This window comes from uncultured Rikenella sp. (assembly GCF_948810725.1).
Taxonomy (GTDB): domain Bacteria; phylum Bacteroidota; class Bacteroidia; order Bacteroidales; family Rikenellaceae; genus Rikenella.
The window spans coordinates 197,242-215,408 of sequence record NZ_CAQIVA010000001.1; the positions used below are offsets into that span (position 1 = coordinate 197,242).

An 18,167-nucleotide genomic window follows, 5' to 3' on the forward strand; every position below is an offset into this window, starting at 1 on the left:
CGATGAAGAAAACAAAACTTTTCGCGGCTTTGCTGGCCGGAGCTCTGCTGAGCGGCGGCCCGAGCGCGATGGCATGCACCAACATTCTGGTGACCAAAGGGGCTTCGAAGACGGGTTCGACGATGATTAGCTATTCGGCCGACTCGCATACGCTGTACGGCGAACTTTACTATCGTCCGGCGGCGGACTATCCGGCCGGGACGATGATGAAGGTCTACGAATGGGACTCGGGCAAACTGCTGGGCGAGATTCCGCAGGCGGCCCACACCTATTCGGTGGTGGGGAATATGAACGAGCACCAGCTTTTGATCGGTGAGAGTACCTGGGGCGGGCTGCACCAACTGGTCGACACGACGGGAATCATCGATTACGGGTCGTTGATGTACATTGCTTTGCAGCGGTGTCGGACGGCGCGCGAGGCGGTCGAGTTCATGACGAAACTGGTAGCGGAGTACGGCTATGCCTCGTCGGGCGAGTCGATTTCGGTGGCCGATCCGAACGAGGTGTGGGTGCTCGAAATCATCGGGAAGGGGACGAAGATCGTCGACGGCAAGAATGTGAACAAGGGGGCTGTGTGGGTGGCCCGGCGGATTCCGGACGGGATGATTTCGGCGCATGCCAATCAGGCGCGGATCACCACGTTCCCGCTGAACGACCCGGAAAACTGCATCTACTCGCCGGACGTGATCTCGTTTGCGCGCGAAGCGGGGCTGTACACCGGGAAAGACAAGGATTTCGACTTCGCGGCTGTCTATAACCCGTTCGACTACAGCGGGATGCGGGGCTGCGAGGGGCGCGTGTGGAGCGTCTTCCGCCAGGTGACCGACGGGATGGACAAATACCTCGACCACGTGACGGGACGGAACCCGAAAAACCGGTTGCCGCTGTGGGTAAAACCGAATCACAAACTGACCGTCAAGGATGTGGCGGAGTTCATGCGCAACCATTACGAAGGGACGGAGCTCGATATGACCTGCGATCCGGGAGCCGGCGCTTTCAAACTGCCGTACCGTTGGCGGCCGATGACCTTCAAGGTGGGCGACGAAGAGTTCTTCAACGAACGGGCCATTGCCACGCAGCAGACCGGCTGGTGGTATGTGGGCGAATGCCGCGGATGGCTGCCCGATCCGATCGGCGGGGTGCTCTGGTTCGGGGTGGACGATGCGGCCGGTTCGCCGCTGACGCCGTTCTACTGCGGTATCGACCGGATTCCGAACGCCTATGCGGTGGGGAACGGGAATATGACGACCTACTCGGAAACGTCGATGTTCTGGGTGGTGAATCGGGTCACCAATTTCGCTTATCAGCGGTATAACATCATCCAACCGGACGTGAAACGGGCGATGGATCGGTTCGAAAACCGCTGTTTCGCCGAACAGCCGGCGGTGGACGGCGCGGCGGAGATGCTCTACAAACAGAATCCGAAGCTGGCGATCGACTTCCTGACCGACTATTCGGTCAATACCGCTCAGCGGTTGTTCGATACATGGGTGGCGCTGGATCGTTACCTGCTGGTGAAATACATCGACGGGAATGTCAAGAAGGAGGATGCCGAAGGGGTATTTACCGACAACGGCCAGGGGCGCGGCATTCCGGCCATGCCGGACTTCCCGGGCTACAGCGAGGAGTGGAAAGCGATGGTCAAAGAGGCGACGGGCGATCGCCTGAAGGTCGTGGAGGCGACCGGTAAAAAATAACGTATGACGGTACCCGACTATACGACATCCGACCCGCAGGCGGTCGTGGTGTACGACTACATCCCGGAGATTTCAGGCACGAAGCCTGAAATCTCCGTTGTCGTTTCGACTTATAACCAGCCGGAGTGGCTCGAAAAGGTTTTGTGGGGATATGAGGTGCAGAGCGAGAGTTGCGGGCGGTTCGAAGTGGTGATTGCCGACGACGGTTCCGATGAACGGACGCGGCAGATGCTGGATCGGATGACCCCCCATTTGACCTTTCCGCTGCGCTACGTTTGGCAGACGGACACGGGATTTCGGAAGTGCCGCATCGTCAATCGGGGCATACTCGCCACACGGAGCGAGTATATCGTGGTGACGGACGGCGACTGTATTCCGCGGAGCGATTTTCTGGCGACCCATCTCCGATTGCGACGTCCCGGCTGTTTCCTGTCGGGCGGAGCGGTGAGGCTGCCGATGGAGCTCTCCCGGCTGATCGGCAAAGAGGATATCCTCACCGGACGCTGTTTCGATCGCGATTGGCTCAAAGAGCACGGATTGAAGAAATCGTTCCGGAACAATAAACTGACGACTTCGACCGGTTGGGCGGCTTTTTTGAATGCGGTGACACCGGCCGGGGCGACTTGGAACGGCGGGAACGCTTCGGGTTGGAAATCCGATTTGCTCCGTATCGGAGGTTATGACGAGCGGATGGAATACGGGGGTGAGGATCGGGAACTGGGCGAACGGCTGATGAATGCAGGCATCAAAGGGCGACAGGTGCGCTATTCGGCCGTGTTGCTGCATCTGGAACACGGACGGGGATATGTGCACGAAGAGGCGTGGGAGCGGAACCGGGCGATTCGAAAAGAGACGGCCCGTACGAAAAGCGTCTGGACATCTTACGGTTTTCCGAAAGAAGAATAAGTTATGAAGAGGAAACGCGATTTTACGGTAACTTTATTGGTTTCTACCTATAACAAACCGGATTATCTCCGTCAGACATTGCTGAGCGTAGCGCGCCAGACCGTGTTGCCGGACGAAGTGGTGATTGCCGACGACGGCTCGACGGACGAAACCCGACAGTTGATCGACGACATGCGGTTGATCGTTCCGATTCCGATTCAGCATGTGTGGCATCCGAATACCGGATTTCGACTCAGCGAGATTCGGAACAAAGCTATCGCTGCCGCAAAAGGGGAATACATCATACAAACTGACGGTGATATTGTTCTCGGTCGTCATTTTGTTGCCGATCATACGGCCATCGCGGAGCACGGATGGTTGGTGTGCGGGAGCCGGGTCTACCTCGGGCCGAAAACGACGGAACGGATATTGAATAAAGGTTTTTCCCGCTTCCGCGGATTATTCGGCTCGCAGCATGGTAGTTTTGCCAACAGTTTCCGTATCGGTTGGCTCGGACGTTACCTGTCAAAACGGTATGATCGGAAAGCTACTCATATACGAGGATGTAACATGGCTTTCTGGCGACAGGATCTGATTGCAGCTAACGGTTATAACGAAGATATCGTGGGCTATGGCGCTGAAGACGGCGAAATCGTTCATCGAATGAGAAACGGCGGTGTCAAAAATAAAATGCTCAAATTCGGCGGAATCGCGTATCACTTGTGGCATCCGTTTCTTTCTCGTGATCGCCTCGCTGCCAATCAGAATATCCACACCCGGACAAAAACCGAGGGGATAACCAGATGCGAAAACGGAATCGATAAATATTTGAATGACAAACAATAATAATTTCTCGTCCGCTATGCAACCCGGCTGTGACTTTACGACGACTTTGTTGATCTCGACCTATAACAAACCGGATTATCTTCGTCAGACATTGCTGAGCGTAGCGCGCCAGACGGTGTTGCCGGACGAGGTGGTGATTGCCGACGACGGCTCGACGGACGAAACCCGACAGTTGATCGATGAGATACGAACGCTGATCCCGATTCCGATTCGACGCGTTTGGCACCCGGACGACGGTTTTCGGAAATGCGAGATTCTCAACAAAGCGTTGGCGCAAGCAACGGGAGAGTATATCATTCAAACCGACGGAGATATTATACTCGAACGCCATTTCATGGCCGACCACCTGGAGATGGCGGAACGGGGATATTTCGTATGCGGCAGCCGGATTTTGCTGCCGGAAGAGGTTACCCGGCGGATTTTAGAAGGCACTCAGGAATTACCGCGTTTGAGAGACGGGAAAATAGGATTTTGGTTCAACGGTTTGCGAATCGGCTGGTTGCGACACTATTTGACAAAACGATTCGGCAAAAAAGCCGAACGAGGAATTCGCGGATGCAACACCGCTTATTGGAAAGCCGATTTGGTCGCCGTAAACGGGTTCAACGAAGACATAACCGGATGGGGAGCCGAAGATGCTGAAATGGCTTTTCGGATGATGCACAACGGGGTGCGGAAAAAGATCCTGAAGATGGGCGGAATCGCTTATCACATGTGGCATCCGTTATCGTCGGACGACCGGTTACAGATCAACGAAGCCATTTTGAAAACGGTCAAAAACGATCCGGATAAAGTTCGTTGCGACAACGGGATAGATAAACATTTGTCGGAACTTTAAATCAATCGCTTATGTTAGCCATTATCGGTCAGATCATCCGCCAGCTGCGCGAAGAGAACGGCATCACGATCGAAGAGTTCTCGGAACGGGCCGGAATCGATGCGGACAAGCTGGCGAAGATCGAAAACAATCAGGCCAACCCGTCGTTAGGCATATTGATTCGGCTTTCGCGCGCTATGGGGGCTAAGCTCGGCACCTTGTGGGGCGGGAAGGGGGAAGAGGAGCGCGCGGCCGTCGTGGCGCGGAAGAGCGAAGTGGAGAACCATCCCGCATTTGTCGGCAACGAAGCCGAACGGAGCGGCCATCTCGCTTTTTATGCCTTGGCTCAAGGGAAAGCCGACCGGCACATGGAGCCGCTGATCGTAGACGTTTTGCCGGGCCGGATGAACTCCAGTGCGACTGCGCAACTCCGCTCGGAGCATTCGGGCGAAGAGTTTCTGTACGTGCTCGACGGCGAAGTGACGCTCTACTACGGAGACGAAATCCATCGCTTGGAGGCTGGAGACAGTATCTATTACAACTCCGTGGTCCCTCATTTTCTGGCCAACGAGACCGCTGCACCGGCACGCGTGCTGGCTATGCTCTACACACCATATTAAAGACGATTGGGATATGATACGTCCGGTACGACCGGCCGAAGATGCGGCCGCCATCTGCGAAATATACAACCATTATGTAACCGATACGGTCGTGACCTTCGAGAACGAGGCGATCGCCCTGCCGGCCATGCGCAAGCGGATCGAGACTATTGCGGCGCGTTTTCCTTACCTCGTTTATGAGCAGGGGGGAAGAGTCCTGGGGTATTGTTATGCCGATACTTGGCGTACGCGCGTAGCCTATGACCGGACGGTGGAGACGACCGTCTATCTGCACCGCGACTGGATGGGAAAGGGAATCGGCAGCCAGCTTTACGCCAAACTGCTCGGACGATTGCGGACGGCGGGCCTCCATGTGGCGGTGGCGAGCATTACGCTGCCCAATACGGCCAGTGTGGCTTTGCACGAACGGTTGGATTTTCGCAAAGTGGCCCATTTCACCGAGGTGGGGTGGAAGTTTGACAGATGGCTCGATGTCGGATTTTGGGAACTGATTCTTTGATTTTTGTAGGAAAATAATCGGGGCGACATTTTCTGAAAAGAAATGTCGCCCCGATTCGTATCTTATCTTCCTTGCGGCCTACTCCGTCCGATCGTCGTACTGCTCCCGCAGCTGTTCCAACCGTTCGTGCATACGGGCCCGCACCTTCGCCAACTTCGGATCGTCGTACCGGTTATGCAACTCCGTCGGATCGGTTTTCAGGTCGTAGAGCTCCCACGTATCGATATCGTCGCCGTAGAAGTGGATCAACTTGTAGCGATCCGTCCGCACACCATAATGCCGACGAACATGATGTTCGCCCGGGAACTCGTAATAGTGGTAGTAGATCGCGTCGCGCCAACTCTTCGGCTTTTCGTCTTTCAGCAGCGGCACCAGCGAAACGCCTTGAATATCCTCCGGCACCGTCGCCCCGGCCAGCGTCAGGAAAGTCGGCGCATAGTCGATATTTTGCACCATCTCGCGAACCACTCGTCCACGTTCGACCCCTTTCCAACAGTCCGGCAGCCGTATCAACAGTGGCGTGCGCAGCGACTCCTCGTACATGAACCGTTTGTCGAACCAGCCGTGTTCGCCCATATAGAATCCCTGATCCGACGCATACACGATCAGCGTATTTTCGAGCAGCCCCTCTTTTTCCAGGTACTCCATCAACCGACCGATGTTGTCGTCCAGCGATTTGACACTCTTCAGATAATCCCGCATGTAGCGTTGGAACTTCCATTCCACCAGCTCCTTTCCCGATAGGCTGTCGGCCAAAAAACGGTCGATCAGAGGCTGGTAGACGCTGTCCCACTGCGCCCGTTGCTCCGGCGTCATCCGCGCCCGCTCGCCCCAGACGTAAGCCCCTTTGAGTGGCGTCAGGATCGTGCTGTCCAGCATCTTGAGGTCGTAGGTCAAGTCCATATCCTTGTCGATGCTCATCTCCTGGTCAGCCGCCGCCGGTCGTCCGGCATAGTCGTCCCAGAAAGTCTCCGGCACCGGGAAAGTCCGATCCTCGAACTCCCTCAGGTCACACGTGTCGGACATCCATATCCGGTGTACCGCCTTGTGGTGCAGCATCAGACAGAACGGCTTCGACTTGTCGCGGTTTTCCAGATAGTCGATCCCTTTGTCCGTAATGATGTTGGTCACATAGCCGTGTTCGCGGTGCGTCCCTTCGGAGGTAATGAAGTCAGGATTGTAGTACGATCCCTGTCCCGGCAGTATCTCCCAATGGTCGAAACCGGTCGGGGTGCTGAACAGGTGCCATTTCCCGATCAAAGCGGTCTGATAGCCGTTTTGTTGCAACAGTTTCGGAAAAGTCTGCTGCGAACCGTCGAACGGCTGCCCCCCCTCGTTTTTGAGAAAACCGTTTTTGTGGCTGTGTTTCCCCGTCACCAGCACCGCCCGGCTGGGCCCGGAGATCGAGTTGGTTACGAAGCTGTTTCCGAACCGTACCCCCTCGCGGGCCAGCCGGTCGAGATTCGGCGTGCGGTTATAGCGACCGTCGTAACAGCTGATGGTCTGGAACGAGTGGTCGTCGGTCATGATGTAAATGATGTTCAGCGGTTTATCGCAGCCCGTGTCGGGTTTGTTTTTCGCCGAAACTCCGAAAGCCGACAGACTCATCGGCACCAAAAGCAACGATTTATTTACCATAAAGCTATTCATTGATTTTCAGACAGTAAATGTTTCCTGAGAAGTCGGCCACGTAAAGTGCATCGCCGCTCACCGCGGGCGAAGAGAAGATCGGCGCCCCGAGGTTCCGTTTCCACAGGAAACGACCGTTCTCGGCATTGACCCCGTACAGGTATCCGTCCGAAGCCCCGAACACCAGCGTTTCACCGATCAGCACCGGCGAGGTCTCTACCGAACTCTGAAAGTCCTGATAATAAGGAACCGTGTAGAACAAGGCCGGTCTTGTCAGGAAATTCCACACCGGTCGGAAACTCTTCCGGTCGAACGCGACGACCCCTTTGTCCGCCGTCCCGACGTAGACCATCCGATCCGTTACCACCGGCGCGCAAGCCCCCTCGAACGTCATGCCCGATTGTACGGCACTTTTCAGGATATCGCCCGACCGCGGATTGATCAAAAACAGCTCGTCGCGACTGGCCAGATAGATATTCCCGTCGTAGATCGTCGCCGAACCATCGCGGAAACGGATCTTCGAGTCCTGTTTTTTCCACAGCAGCCGCCCGTCCTTCACATCGTGTGCAAACAGGCCGTTCCAGTGCGACGACACCAACGCGATTCCCTCGCCCACGGTCGTCGTCGACTGCGTCCCTTCTCCGCCGCTCCACGCCTCGTTTTTCCAAAGCACCGAGCCATCTTTCACCCGCAGAGCCGCGAAATTTCCGCCCTGTCCCGCATAGACCACGCCGTTTACCACCGCCAAACCATGCAGATTCTCCGGCAGGATATTCGATGTCAGCTTTTTGTCCCAAACCAGCTCCCCGCTCTCCCCGTCGATGGCATAGAGCCGCATCGAAGCGTCGCAGGCCAGCACCAGCCCGTCGCTGTAAACCATCGTATTCTTCACCGAATTGTCGGTTTTGAAGCGCCAGAGTTCCCGTCCGGTCGTCGCATCGTAAGCCACTACGGCACATTTTTTCAGGTTGTCGTCGTCGATCGTGGCCACGAACACCCGCCCGTCGCCCACCACCGGCGAAGTCATAAAGATATTTCCGCCCGCATTCTGCGACCAGACGCAGCGCGGCGCCGACGAAGCACCTCCTTCGGCTATCCCCTTATGGGTCGCCGCACCGCCCAGATTGGCCCAATCCGCACCGACAGTCACCGTAACCGATGCATCGGCCACCACGAAACTGCGGTGTTCCACCAGTCGGGTACCATCCGCAAAATCCGCCTCCGTGACCAGCTTTTGGGTCCCTTTCCGATGACCGACAGCCAGCGTGCCGCTCCAGCCCCAGTCGGTCTGCGGCACCAGCGACACCCACCGGCCTCGTTTCGCTCCATCGACCCACGCTACCCGAACCGCCGTAGCCGGCGACGCAGTCCGATAGGCATTCACCCGCACCGGAATCGTACCGTTCACCGCCGCAAGCGTATCGTGCTGCGCCGGCAGCGCCAGGGTCAGCGTACCCGGAATATTCGTATATCGTGCCCGCGTCTTCTCCGACAGATTCCCCTCGGCATCCACGCTGATCACCCGGAAGCAGGCCGGGGAATGGTCGATCCCGCCCTTGTCCGGAGTCGATGCGCAATAGGTCATCACGCCGCCCGACTCCTTGGCATACTGGCTGTGCCAGTGTCCATAGATAAAGGCAACGAGGTTATGTCGCTTCATGTCGATGCTATCGCCCCCGGCGCGAATCACGAAGTCGTCGCCCGGAAACCAAAGATCGTGGTTGAACATGATGACCTTCTTATCCGGATCGGTCTGTGCCAGATCGTTTTTGATCCACTCCAGCACCTGCTTTTTGCTGTACGAAGGGGCATGGTCGCCGCCCAGCATCGGAAGCGCCAGAAAATGGACGTTACCGACCTCGAAAGAGTACCACGTCGGCCCGAATCGCTCTTCGAAATACTGTTCGCCGTAATCGCCTCGCACCAGATCGTGATTCCCGATCGTATAGTACATCGGTATACCCATCTGCCCGTTCCGCACGTTCGCGGCATGGAAATCGAGTCCCGGCATATAGCAAATATCGCCCGTGTGCATAATGAAAGCGGTCGAATTGGCCGCTGCATAGTCCTTCAGATCGTCGATCCACTCCTTCGGCGTCGGAGTCTCGGTGTCGGTGATCTGGATAAATTCGAATGCGCCGGTATGGCCGTTCCTCACCAGCCCGAAATCGTAACTTCCCGTCCCGGGAACGATTTTCAGGTAGTGCGTCTCGCCGGGTCGGTAGCCCGACGGCGTCGTAACGGTTACAAAGCGGGCCTTCGGATCGTCGGGCAACTCGAACGAACCGTCGGCGGCGGTTTTGACCACCTCCCGACCGTTGCTGACCGATACACCGGCCATACCGCGCTCGGTGGCGTTACGCACGCCGTTTCCGTCGGCATCGTAGTAAACGGTTCCCCGTAGCTGTCCGGCTGCGAACAGCGGAGCACACAAAAGAGCTGTAATAAAAAGTTTTTTCATGGTTTTGGGTTAGTAAAATATCCGAAGCCTGGCTCCAAAATTTTTGCAAGTTACTAATTTACGGAACAATCGCCAAGGTGTGCGGGCGACTATCCGGAGGGAAGGATTCGGCAGCGAGGGGTCGATTTTGAGCCGGAATCATTTTTCCTCCGTATCTTTGCTTTTGACGACGGTTCGAAGGTCTTTGTACAGAGCCGCCGCCCGAATTAAAAACCAACCCATTCATTTTATGAAACATACCCTGATTTTTTCTCTTTTATTCCTTTGCGGAACGACCTCTTTTGCCCGCCAGCAGACGGACGACTCGCCGTTGGGCGCCTATGAAGAGCTGACCGACACCCGGGCCCACGACGGTCGGGAGGTGTGGGAGCGGATGTCGGCTCCGGTTCGGCTGGGGTGGGGCAGCACCGATATCCGGTACGCGAAACAGAATCTCCCGACGGTCGAAAAGATCGGTCGGTTGCGGCTGAAAGCCTGGAAAGGCGAGCGGATCCATGCGCAGGCGGTGCTTTGGACGCGCGAGGCGTTGAAAGAGGTGAAAGTAACGGTGAGCGAGTTGCGAAACGGGTCGTCGGTGATTCCTTCGGAAGACGTGACGCCTCATTTCGTGCGCTATGTGATGACCGACGAGCTCAACAAAGACGGCAAGGGCGGTTGCGGACACCGGCCGAACAAGGCGGATTGGGACTCGTCGCTGGTAGCCGATGTGCTGGATATCAACAAAGTGCTCGATATCGAAGCCTGCACGACACGTCCGATCTGGTTGAGCCTGCGGGTTCCGACCGATGTCCGGGCGGGACGTTACAGAGGGACGCTGACCGTATCGGGAGCGAATTTCAAGCCGCTGAGCCTGCCTTTCGAAGTCGAGGTGCTGGCCCGGACGCTGCCCGAACCGAAAAAATGGGCGTTCCACCTCGATTTGTGGCAGAATCCGTATGCCGTCGCACGGTATTATCAGGTGCCGCTCTGGAGCCGGGCGCACTTCGATGCGATGCTTCCACTGATGCGGATGTTGGCCGATGCGGGACAGCGGGCGATTACGACCAGCATCATGTACAAACCGTGGAACGGACAGACGGAGGATCATTTCGACAGCATGATTACCCGGATCAAACGGATCGACGGCACGTGGAGCTACGACTATACGGTCTTCGACAAATGGGTCGAATTCATGATGAACGAGGTGGGAATCGACGAGATGATCAACTGCTACACGATGATTCCGTGGGATTTACGGTTCGACTATTACGACCAGGCGACCAACCGGGTGCAGTTTGTCGAGGCGAAACCGGGCGATGCGGCTTATACGGAGTACTGGGGAGTTTTTCTGAAGGATTTTGCCCGCCATTTGCGTGAAAAAGGGTGGTTCGAAAAGACGGCGATCTCGATGGACGAACGGCCCATGGAGGCGATGCGCGAAGCGATCAAGCTGATTCGGGAGACGGATCCGGAATTCAAAATCACGCTGGCCGGCAACTACCATCCGGAGATCGAGTCCGACCTCTACTACCTGAGTATTCCGTATGGTCAGCAGTTCCCGAAAGAGGTGAAGGCGGAACGCGAACGGAGAGGACAGATCAGTACCGTTTATACGTGTTGTACGGAGGCTTTCCCGAATACGTTCACTTTCTCGGCGCCGGCCGAAGCGGCGTGGACGGTGTTTCATGCCGTGGCCGGAGGATATGACGGGTATTTGCGTTGGGCGGTCAACAGCTGGACAACCGATCCGTTGCGCGATTCGCGTTTCCGCAGCTGGGCGGCGGGCGACACCTACAGCATCTATCCGGGGCCGCGGAGCAGCATCCGTTTCGAACGTCTGGTGGAGGGGCTTCAGGATTGCGAAAAAATCGCCCGGCTGCGGGCGGAGTTAGGGGCCAGAGGGGCGACCGAAAAGCTCGACAAATTGAATCGGACGGTGGCCAAATTCACTCCGGAGGGTTTGGCGGCGAGCGGCCAATCGGCTACGGAGATGGTGGCGGAGTTGCACGCATTATTGAATGCGTTATAATTCGCGTACTGAGCAATAGAAAGGCCTCGGAAAACTTTCCGAGGCCTTTCTTATTTTCAATCTCCCAAGGCTTATTCTTCGATCTTTTTCACCTCTTCGTCCACCGCCTTGGTCTCTTCTTTTTCCTGCGACACCGGAGCTTCGTGTCCTTCCAACGGAGCCCGCAAGGTGAAGTAGCTGAAAATTTCCATCACACCATAGGCCAGAATCCAAGCTCCGATAAAGGTCATGAACCACGAGGCCATATAGGTCGGTTGTGCGGCGGCGAAAATCCCGGCTACCATCAGCAAAATCGAAAAGAAAAAGTAGAACCCGGGTACTTTCACGCCGTTTTTCTTGATTTTGTACATCGAGACCAACTGATAGAGCCCCAAGAAAATCAAGAGTACGCCGAAAAGAATCAGGAAGAGGTTCGTCCACAGTTCCGGACTGAGCAGTAACAGTGTCCCCCAAATCACGGCAATCGGGGCGGCAATCGGAAGGTATTTCCACCGGTCTGCCATTCCTTTGGTACGCACGATGAAGCTGACGAATTGAACGACTCCGATCACGATGGCGACCACACCGATCAATTTAACGCCCCATTGTAGAATCCTGACGGACCAAACGATCATCACGAGTCCGACAATCACGGCTACAATACCCCACAAGAGAGCATTATAGGTTCTTATAGTCTTTTCCATTCTGATGTAAATTAAGTTTTATCCGAATTTTAACAAAAACCGCGCCAAGACTTGGTTATTCCGTGTCTACCCGCATGGAACTGCCGCTTTCTTGTAAGAAAGCGGCGCAAAGAACTTTTGCAGAGGTCGTCCCGGTGGGCCGACCACGTGTTTTCTCCGCCTTGTTTCGTTGGGCTGTGATTTTCCTGGTGGGCGCGCTTAAAGGTAGTTCGCCACATAATAGCGCGCCACACCGGAAAATCCAGCCCAACCCAAGGGCAGACACGGCCAGAGCATCCCGCAGGGATGCGCTCTAAAGTTTGGCTACGCGTTGCCTTCGGCTTCCTCGTGCTACCTCGGCAAAGCCCGTAAACGGTCTCTGCTCTCGGTACGCTACTCGGTTCCTCCTCGCCGCTCGGCAATTTGCAAACTATGTTTGCATTGCCCTCGCTGGCAGCGTCGGTTGTTCACAAAGAGAACAGTACCCTCCCGGGCAAAGACAGAATTTATCGTTTACCGCCACGTTGCTGCTGCTGTTTGCGCAACGCCTCCTGTTGCCGCTGCATCTCCTCGAGACGCATCTGCCATTTCGACTTTTTGATCGGCTTTTTCGTATTCTCCATCATCTGGGCATGCAACTTTTTCTCGTCTACGATATACCGGAACGCATAAGTCTGCCCGATGGTGATCAGATTGGACAAAAAGTAGTAATAGCACAGCCCCGCCGAGTAGTTATTGAACCAAACCAACAACAGAACCGGCATGAGATAGAGCATCATGAACTTCATCCCCGGCATCTGCTGGTTGCTCATCCCCGCCGACTGCGCATAGTTGATTTTCGAAGTGATGAAGAGCGAAACCGCCATCAGCAAAGCGAACAGACTGACATGATCGCCATAGAACGGAATGCTGAAACCGTCCGGGAAAGTCCAGATGCTGTCATACGACGACAGGTCGTCCGCCCAGAGGAACGATTTGTCCCGCAACTCGATCGCCGCCGGGAAGAAGCGGAACATGGCGATCAGGATCGGAAACTGAATCAGCATCGGCAGACATCCGCCCATCGGATTGACCCCGGCCGACTTATAGAGCTGCATCATCGCCTGTTGTTTCTTCATCGCATCCTCTTTGCGGGGATACTTTTCGTTCAGTTTGTCGATCTCCGGTTTCAAGAGCCGCATTTTCGCCGTCGAGAGGTACGATTTATAAGTGAGCGGGAAGATCAACAACTTGATCAGCACCGTCAGGATCAGGATAACGATGCCGAAGTTGGCAATGTAACTCCCCAGGAAATCGAATACGGGAATGACGACATACCGGTTGATCCATCCGATAATCCACCAGCCCAGCGGCACGAGTTTCTGGAACTCCAAATCTCCGTACTGCTTCAAAACCGAGAATTTATTCGGCCCGAAGTAGAATTGCAGGTCATACCCTTCGGTCATCGAAGCCGAGTAGGGGAGTGTCATCGCTGCCGAGAAATCCTTGATGTTGTCGTCCGTCGGCGGGAAGGTGTTGTATTTCAAAGCCGCCGTAGCAAAGTTGTCATTGGCGACGATGATCGATGAGAAGAACTGCTGCTTGAAAGCCACCCATTGGACTTTCGTCGAGATATTCTCCTCTTTCGTCCCCGTGGACATGCCGAGCTCCTCGATAGAGCTCTCGCCCGGATATTTGTAAGCGATCGTCGTATAGTTGTTTTCGTTCTGGAACCCTTTCTCTTCCTGCGGCGAGACGATGTTCCATGCCAACGTCATATCCGGTTGGTTCGGCGCAATCTTCCCTTTGAAGTGCGAGAGGTCGATCTTCATGTCCACCAGATAGTTGTCCGGCCGAATCGCATAGCGATATTCCAGATAGGAAGCCTTCGCACTGTCCGCATAGAGCCGGAAGGCGATTACGGAATCCGAAACCGTCTGAGGCGTGAAATAGAAGTCGGCGGTATTGATCTGCATCGGTGCGAAGAGGTTCAGGTTGAACCGCGAACCCGCTTCGGTGAAGAGCATCAGCGGCTCTCCGTTATACCGCTTGTACTCCTTGAGCCGTGCCGCTGCAATCCGCCCCCCTTTATTCGAGAATGTCAACTCGAAAAGATCGTTTTCGAGGGTGTAAAACTCCTCTTTTCCGACCAATTGGGCATTGTATATGCCGCCACCACCACCCAGCACGGTTCCCACCGCCGGTGCCTGCGGATTCACTGCTGCCGTATCCGGCATCAGGCTCCCCTGGTTGAAACTTTCGTCCGTGGCCAACCCTTGTTGCCCCGCCGGCGCATCGGCCCGTGCAATGGAGTCGTTGATCCGCTGTTGTTCCTGTTGCGCCGCTAACCGCTCCGTGTATTGTTTGTTGTTGTACCAGCTGAACCCGAACAAGAGTACGCCGATAATCAGCAAACCGATCAGTGTGTTTTTATTCATCTATGAAACGCTATTTCTGCTTGTTATCCCGATAATCGATGGCCGCTGCCACAAATCCGACGAAAAGCGGATGCGGATGGATGACCGTGCTTTTATATTCCGGATGGTACTGCACGCCGACGAACCACGGGTGTCCCTCGACTTCGACCACCTCTACCAGATTGGTATCCGGGTTGATCCCCGTGGCAATCATCCCTGCCGCCGCCAAGGCGTCTTTGTATTTGTTATTGAATTCGTAACGATGCCGATGCCGTTCCGAGATATCTGCCTTTCCGTATGCCGCATAGGCGTGCGATCCCTCCTGCAACCGGCACGGATAGGCCCCGAGGCGCATCGTTCCACCCTTTTCCGTAATCCCTTTCTGTTCTTCCATCAGGTCGATCACCGGATCCGGCGTCGCCCCCGTTTCGGTGGAATTGGCCTCAGCCAACCCCAGGACATTCCGGGCGTATTCGATCACGCTGCACTGCATCCCGAGGCAAATCCCCAGGAACGGAACACCGTTCTCCCGCGCATAACGTACCGCCGTGATCTTCCCTTCCAATCCCCGATGTCCGAAGCCCGGCGCCACGAGAATCCCGCTCATATCACCCAAGGTGGCAGCCACATTTTCGGGCGTAATCTTTTCCGAGTTCACGTATTGCAAGCTCACCTTGACATGATTGGTCGCTCCGGCATGTACAAACGCTTCGCAAATCGATTTATAGGCATCCGGCAGTTCGGTGTATTTCCCAACCAATGCGATCCGCACCGTCCCGTTGTCCGGATGTTTGACCCGATCGACGAAATCGCGCCATTTTTCGAGGTCGATCGGCCGTTCGGTATCGAGTCCCAACTTCCGCAGCGAGACGATATCCAGCTTCTGGTCGAGCATCATGAGCGGCACTTCGTAAATGGTCGGCACGTCGAGCGATGCCACCACCGCGTCCGGTTCCACGTTGCAGAACAGAGCGACTTTCCGCTTCACCTCTTCGGTCAGCGGCATTTCCGACCGCAGCACGAGGATATCCGGCTGCAACCCGTTCTCCTGCAACTGTTTGACCGAGTGTTGCGTCGGCTTGGTCTTCAACTCGCCGCTCGCCCGCATATAAGGAATCAGGGTCAAGTGCACCACCAAAGTGTTCCCGAACCCCAGTTCATACCGGAGCTGCCGCACGGACTCGATGTAGGGCAGCGATTCGATATCCCCCACCGTACCGCCGATCTCGGTAATCACCACATCGTACTTATGTTTCGCTCCGAGGTACTGAATGCGGCGCTTGATTTCATCCGTAATGTGCGGAATCACCTGAACCGTCTTTCCCAGAAATTCCCCGCGCCGCTCTTTGTTGATGACGCTCTGGTAAATCCGCCCGGTAGTGACGTTATTGGCCTGTGAAGTCGGCCGCCCGAGGAACCGTTCGTAGTGTCCCAAGTCCAGGTCGGTCTCCGCCCCGTCCTCGGTCACGTAACATTCGCCGTGTTCATACGGATTGAGCGTTCCCGGATCGACGTTGATATATGGGTCGAGTTTCTGGATCGTCACGGAATATCCCCTGGCCTGCAACAACTTGGCCAGCGACGCCGCGATAATCCCTTTCCCCAGCGAAGAAGCGACCCCGCCGGTTACAAAAATGTATTTGGTCTGTGATTTCATAGAAATGTCATCCATTATTCTTCCTGTCCTTTCATAGTTGCCTTTTCCGGGGTTGTGGCCTCGGCAGGCGTCTCTTCGTCCGCCGCCGTTGCGGTCTGCTGCACCGGACGGTCGATCAGTTTGATTTTCTCCAACATCGTGGCAATCTGTGCCTTAGCCCGCGAAATTTTCGATTCGACTTCTTTCACCAATCCTTCCGCGTTTTTCGACTTGGAGAAGAAACCGATGTTGTTCTCCCACAGCTGGATATCCGCCTCGATCTGCCGAATTTTCGCATAGATCCGATCGCGTTCCTGCCCCAGTTTCCGACTCCCTTCCTCCTGAATCTTCGCTACTTTGTCGCGGAAATTACGCAGGTGACGCTCCCGTTCCTCCCCCCTCAGCAGGTCGAACAGTCCGTCCACGATTTTCCGATATTCGGCCTGAATCGCCTCCTTCTTCTTGATCGGTACGAACCCGATCTCGGCCCACTTCCGCTGGTACTCCTTGATCGCGTCGAACGTGATACCCGCCTTCTCCTGCAACCGGGCGCGCATCTCGTCCAACAACGACTGTTTCTGGGTCAGATTTTCCGCATATTGCGAATCCTGATTCCCGAAATGTTCCGCTTTGCGGGCAAAGAACCGATCGCTGGCCGTCCGGAACCGTTTCCACACCTGTTCCGAGTGCTTCCGCGACGTGGCGCCGATCTCTTTCCACTTCTTCTGCAAGGCGATCAGCGCATCCGTCGTCGCTTTCCAGTCTTCGCTCTCCTGCAACGCCTCGGCCTGAACGCAAAGATCCAGTTTCGCCTGCAAGTTATCCGCGATTTCGGACTTCATCCCTTGATAAAAAGTCCGCTTCGCTTCGAAAAAGCGGTCGCAAGCAGCCCGGAAACGTTCGTAAATCTTCGTATTATCTTTCTTCGGTGCAAACCCGATGGTTTTCCACACCTTTTGAATCTCGATCACCCGTTCCGAAGCGGCATTCCACTCCTTGTGCGACGTCAAAGCCCCTGCCGCCAACTCTTCGACCTTCTCGCACAACTCGGTTTTGAGGGCCAGATTTTGTTTCTGCTCCTCCTTGATCCCTTCGAAATAGTCCTGATGCCGTTTATTGATCTGCCGGCTGGCCTCCTTGAAGCGATCCCACAAAGCCTCCTTGAACTCCGCCGCCACCGGCCCGATCTCGCGCCACTGGTCGTGCAGTTTCTGCAACTTGTGGAACGCCTCCGTCACGCTCGGCTCCAGCATCAGCTTTTCGGCCTCTTCCGCCAGTTCCGTCTTCGCTTCGTAGTTCTTTTTGAGGTCTAAATCGCGAAGTTCCTTGTTGATTTTGATGTAGTTATAGAAATTCTCGACATGGTGATGATAGGTCTCCCACAAATCCTTGAGTTTCTCCTGCGGTACCAGTCCCGCCTCTTTCCACCGCTGCTGCAACTCACGAAAGGCATTGAACGTCTGTCCCAACGTCTCGTTCCCGTTCACCAGCTCTTTGAGCTCTTCGATAATCCGCAACTTCGCCGCATAGGCCCGCTCTTTCTCCTCTTCGGCCTGATTGACGAAAGCGTCCCGTTTCTCCCGATACCGAACCAGCGACTCCTTGAATTTCGCTTCATTTTCGTTTTCGACCGGTTTGAAATCTTCGGCCGCACCGCCGTTTTCGATAAAAGCCGTCCGCTGTGCCTCGATTTCGGCCCGCCCCGCTTTGTAAAAAGCGATCTTCACGGCTTCGACATCCCCCCGCAACTGTTGCACCGGACGTTTTTCCAGCATCTCCGCCAGCAGAGCGATCAACTCCTCCTGCGTCTTCCCCGCATAGGGACTGGCCGCAGCCGGCGTTTCGTTTTCCGTCGCCATCGGGACGGTAGTTTCCTGCGTAGTTTCGACTTCCGTCTCCCCAGGGGCGATTGCTGCGGCCTCTTGCGGAGCAGGAGTGTCGAACTGCTCGCTCTGCGCTTCGACAGGGTTCTGAGCAGAAGGTAAACCTTGACTTTCCATGTGTTGTTCAG

General features: G+C 55.5%; 13 protein-coding genes. 7 read left to right on the forward strand and 6 right to left on the reverse strand.

Features of this window, described 5'->3' with window-relative positions; translation table 11 throughout:
* The first annotated feature begins 2 nt into the window (after positions 1–2).
* Genes Q9S52_RS01030 through Q9S52_RS01055 form a run of 6 tightly spaced genes read left to right on the forward strand, consistent with a single transcriptional unit; the run spans position 3 to position 5,364 of the window.
* Positions 3–1,697 carry a dipeptidase gene (locus Q9S52_RS01030; RefSeq protein WP_294592275.1) on the forward strand — a complete coding sequence of 565 codons (1,695 nt, stop codon included), beginning with the start codon at positions 3–5 and terminating at the stop codon, positions 1,695–1,697.
* 3 nt (positions 1,698–1,700) lie between these two features.
* Positions 1,701–2,603: a glycosyltransferase family 2 protein gene (locus Q9S52_RS01035; protein ID WP_297624878.1), complete on the forward strand. Its 903-nt coding sequence runs from the start codon at positions 1,701–1,703 to the stop codon at positions 2,601–2,603.
* Positions 2,604–2,606: 3 nt separating this feature from the next.
* Complete coding sequence (locus Q9S52_RS01040; RefSeq protein WP_297624881.1) at positions 2,607–3,428, forward strand: glycosyltransferase family 2 protein; 822 nt, start codon at positions 2,607–2,609, stop codon at positions 3,426–3,428.
* Between the two features lie 16 nt (positions 3,429–3,444).
* Positions 3,445–4,266, forward strand: coding sequence for a glycosyltransferase family 2 protein (locus Q9S52_RS01045; RefSeq protein WP_297624884.1), 822 nt, complete (start codon positions 3,445–3,447; stop codon positions 4,264–4,266).
* Between the two features lie 11 nt (positions 4,267–4,277).
* Entirely contained in the window at positions 4,278–4,865 is a 588-nt protein-coding gene (locus Q9S52_RS01050) for a helix-turn-helix domain-containing protein (protein WP_304707805.1), read from the forward strand.
* A gap of 13 nt (positions 4,866–4,878) precedes the next feature.
* A complete protein-coding gene (locus tag Q9S52_RS01055) occupies positions 4,879–5,364 on the forward strand; it encodes a GNAT family N-acetyltransferase (protein ID WP_304707807.1) in 486 nt (161 codons plus the stop codon).
* A 78-nt stretch (positions 5,365–5,442) separates the two neighbouring features.
* Here the strand turns inward: Q9S52_RS01055 and Q9S52_RS01060 are convergent, their stop codons facing one another.
* Both Q9S52_RS01060 and Q9S52_RS01065 read right to left on the reverse strand, forming a co-directional pair.
* Complete coding sequence (locus tag Q9S52_RS01060) at positions 5,443–7,014, reverse strand: sulfatase (RefSeq protein WP_370648979.1); 1,572 nt, start codon at positions 7,012–7,014, stop codon at positions 5,443–5,445.
* Complete coding sequence (locus Q9S52_RS01065; RefSeq protein ID WP_304707809.1) at positions 7,007–9,454, reverse strand: PQQ-binding-like beta-propeller repeat protein; 2,448 nt, start codon at positions 9,452–9,454, stop codon at positions 7,007–7,009. The genes Q9S52_RS01060 and Q9S52_RS01065 overlap by 8 nt, the downstream gene beginning before the upstream one ends.
* 229 nt (positions 9,455–9,683) lie before the next feature.
* Here Q9S52_RS01065 and Q9S52_RS01070 point away from each other — a divergent pair, with 229 nt between their 5' ends.
* Positions 9,684–11,462 carry a glycoside hydrolase domain-containing protein gene (locus Q9S52_RS01070; protein WP_304707811.1) on the forward strand — a complete coding sequence of 593 codons (1,779 nt, stop codon included), beginning with the start codon at positions 9,684–9,686 and terminating at the stop codon, positions 11,460–11,462.
* A 71-nt stretch (positions 11,463–11,533) separates the two neighbouring features.
* Here the strand turns inward: Q9S52_RS01070 and Q9S52_RS01075 are convergent, their stop codons facing one another.
* The 4 genes from Q9S52_RS01075 to Q9S52_RS01090 all read right to left on the reverse strand — a co-directional run bounded on the left by Q9S52_RS01075 (position 11,534) and on the right by Q9S52_RS01090 (position 18,156).
* Positions 11,534–12,145, reverse strand: coding sequence for an HdeD family acid-resistance protein (locus tag Q9S52_RS01075; RefSeq protein WP_304707813.1), 612 nt, complete (start codon positions 12,143–12,145; stop codon positions 11,534–11,536).
* Positions 12,146–12,630: 485 nt separating this feature from the next.
* The gene (gene yidC / locus Q9S52_RS01080) at positions 12,631–14,541 is read right to left on the reverse strand and encodes a membrane protein insertase YidC (RefSeq protein WP_297829217.1); all 1,911 of its coding nucleotides are present in this window, start codon (positions 14,539–14,541) and stop codon (positions 12,631–12,633) included.
* Positions 14,542–14,551: 10 nt separating this feature from the next.
* On the reverse strand, positions 14,552–16,177 hold the full coding sequence (locus Q9S52_RS01085) for a CTP synthase (protein ID WP_297624906.1): 1,626 nt from the start codon (positions 16,175–16,177) through the stop codon (positions 14,552–14,554).
* A gap of 14 nt (positions 16,178–16,191) precedes the next feature.
* On the reverse strand, positions 16,192–18,156 hold the full coding sequence (locus Q9S52_RS01090) for a DUF349 domain-containing protein (RefSeq protein WP_304707816.1): 1,965 nt from the start codon (positions 18,154–18,156) through the stop codon (positions 16,192–16,194).
* Between the last annotated feature and the right edge of the window lie 11 nt (positions 18,157–18,167).

Bases quoted from the DNA above. Each gene is read 5' to 3' on its own strand.
- Q9S52_RS01035 (WP_297624878.1), top strand. From the start codon at position 1,701: ATGACGGTACCCGACTATACGACATCCGACCCGCAGGCGGTCGTGGTG.
- Q9S52_RS01075 (WP_304707813.1), bottom strand. From the start codon at position 12,145: ATGGAAAAGACTATAAGAACCTATAATGCTCTCTTGTGGGGTATTGTA.
- yidC (WP_297829217.1), bottom strand. From the start codon at position 14,541: ATGAATAAAAACACACTGATCGGTTTGCTGATTATCGGCGTACTCTTG.
- Q9S52_RS01090 (WP_304707816.1), bottom strand. From the start codon at position 18,156: ATGGAAAGTCAAGGTTTACCTTCTGCTCAGAACCCTGTCGAAGCGCAG.
- Q9S52_RS01055 (WP_304707807.1), top strand. From the start codon at position 4,879: ATGATACGTCCGGTACGACCGGCCGAAGATGCGGCCGCCATCTGCGAA.
- Q9S52_RS01065 (WP_304707809.1), bottom strand. From the start codon at position 9,454: ATGAAAAAACTTTTTATTACAGCTCTTTTGTGTGCTCCGCTGTTCGCA.
- Q9S52_RS01045 (WP_297624884.1), top strand. From the start codon at position 3,445: ATGCAACCCGGCTGTGACTTTACGACGACTTTGTTGATCTCGACCTAT.
- Q9S52_RS01060 (WP_370648979.1), bottom strand. From the start codon at position 7,014: ATGAATAGCTTTATGGTAAATAAATCGTTGCTTTTGGTGCCGATGAGT.
- Q9S52_RS01040 (WP_297624881.1), top strand. From the start codon at position 2,607: ATGAAGAGGAAACGCGATTTTACGGTAACTTTATTGGTTTCTACCTAT.
- Q9S52_RS01085 (WP_297624906.1), bottom strand. From the start codon at position 16,177: ATGAAATCACAGACCAAATACATTTTTGTAACCGGCGGGGTCGCTTCT.
- Q9S52_RS01050 (WP_304707805.1), top strand. From the start codon at position 4,278: ATGTTAGCCATTATCGGTCAGATCATCCGCCAGCTGCGCGAAGAGAAC.
- Q9S52_RS01070 (WP_304707811.1), top strand. From the start codon at position 9,684: ATGAAACATACCCTGATTTTTTCTCTTTTATTCCTTTGCGGAACGACC.
- Q9S52_RS01030 (WP_294592275.1), top strand. From the start codon at position 3: ATGAAGAAAACAAAACTTTTCGCGGCTTTGCTGGCCGGAGCTCTGCTG.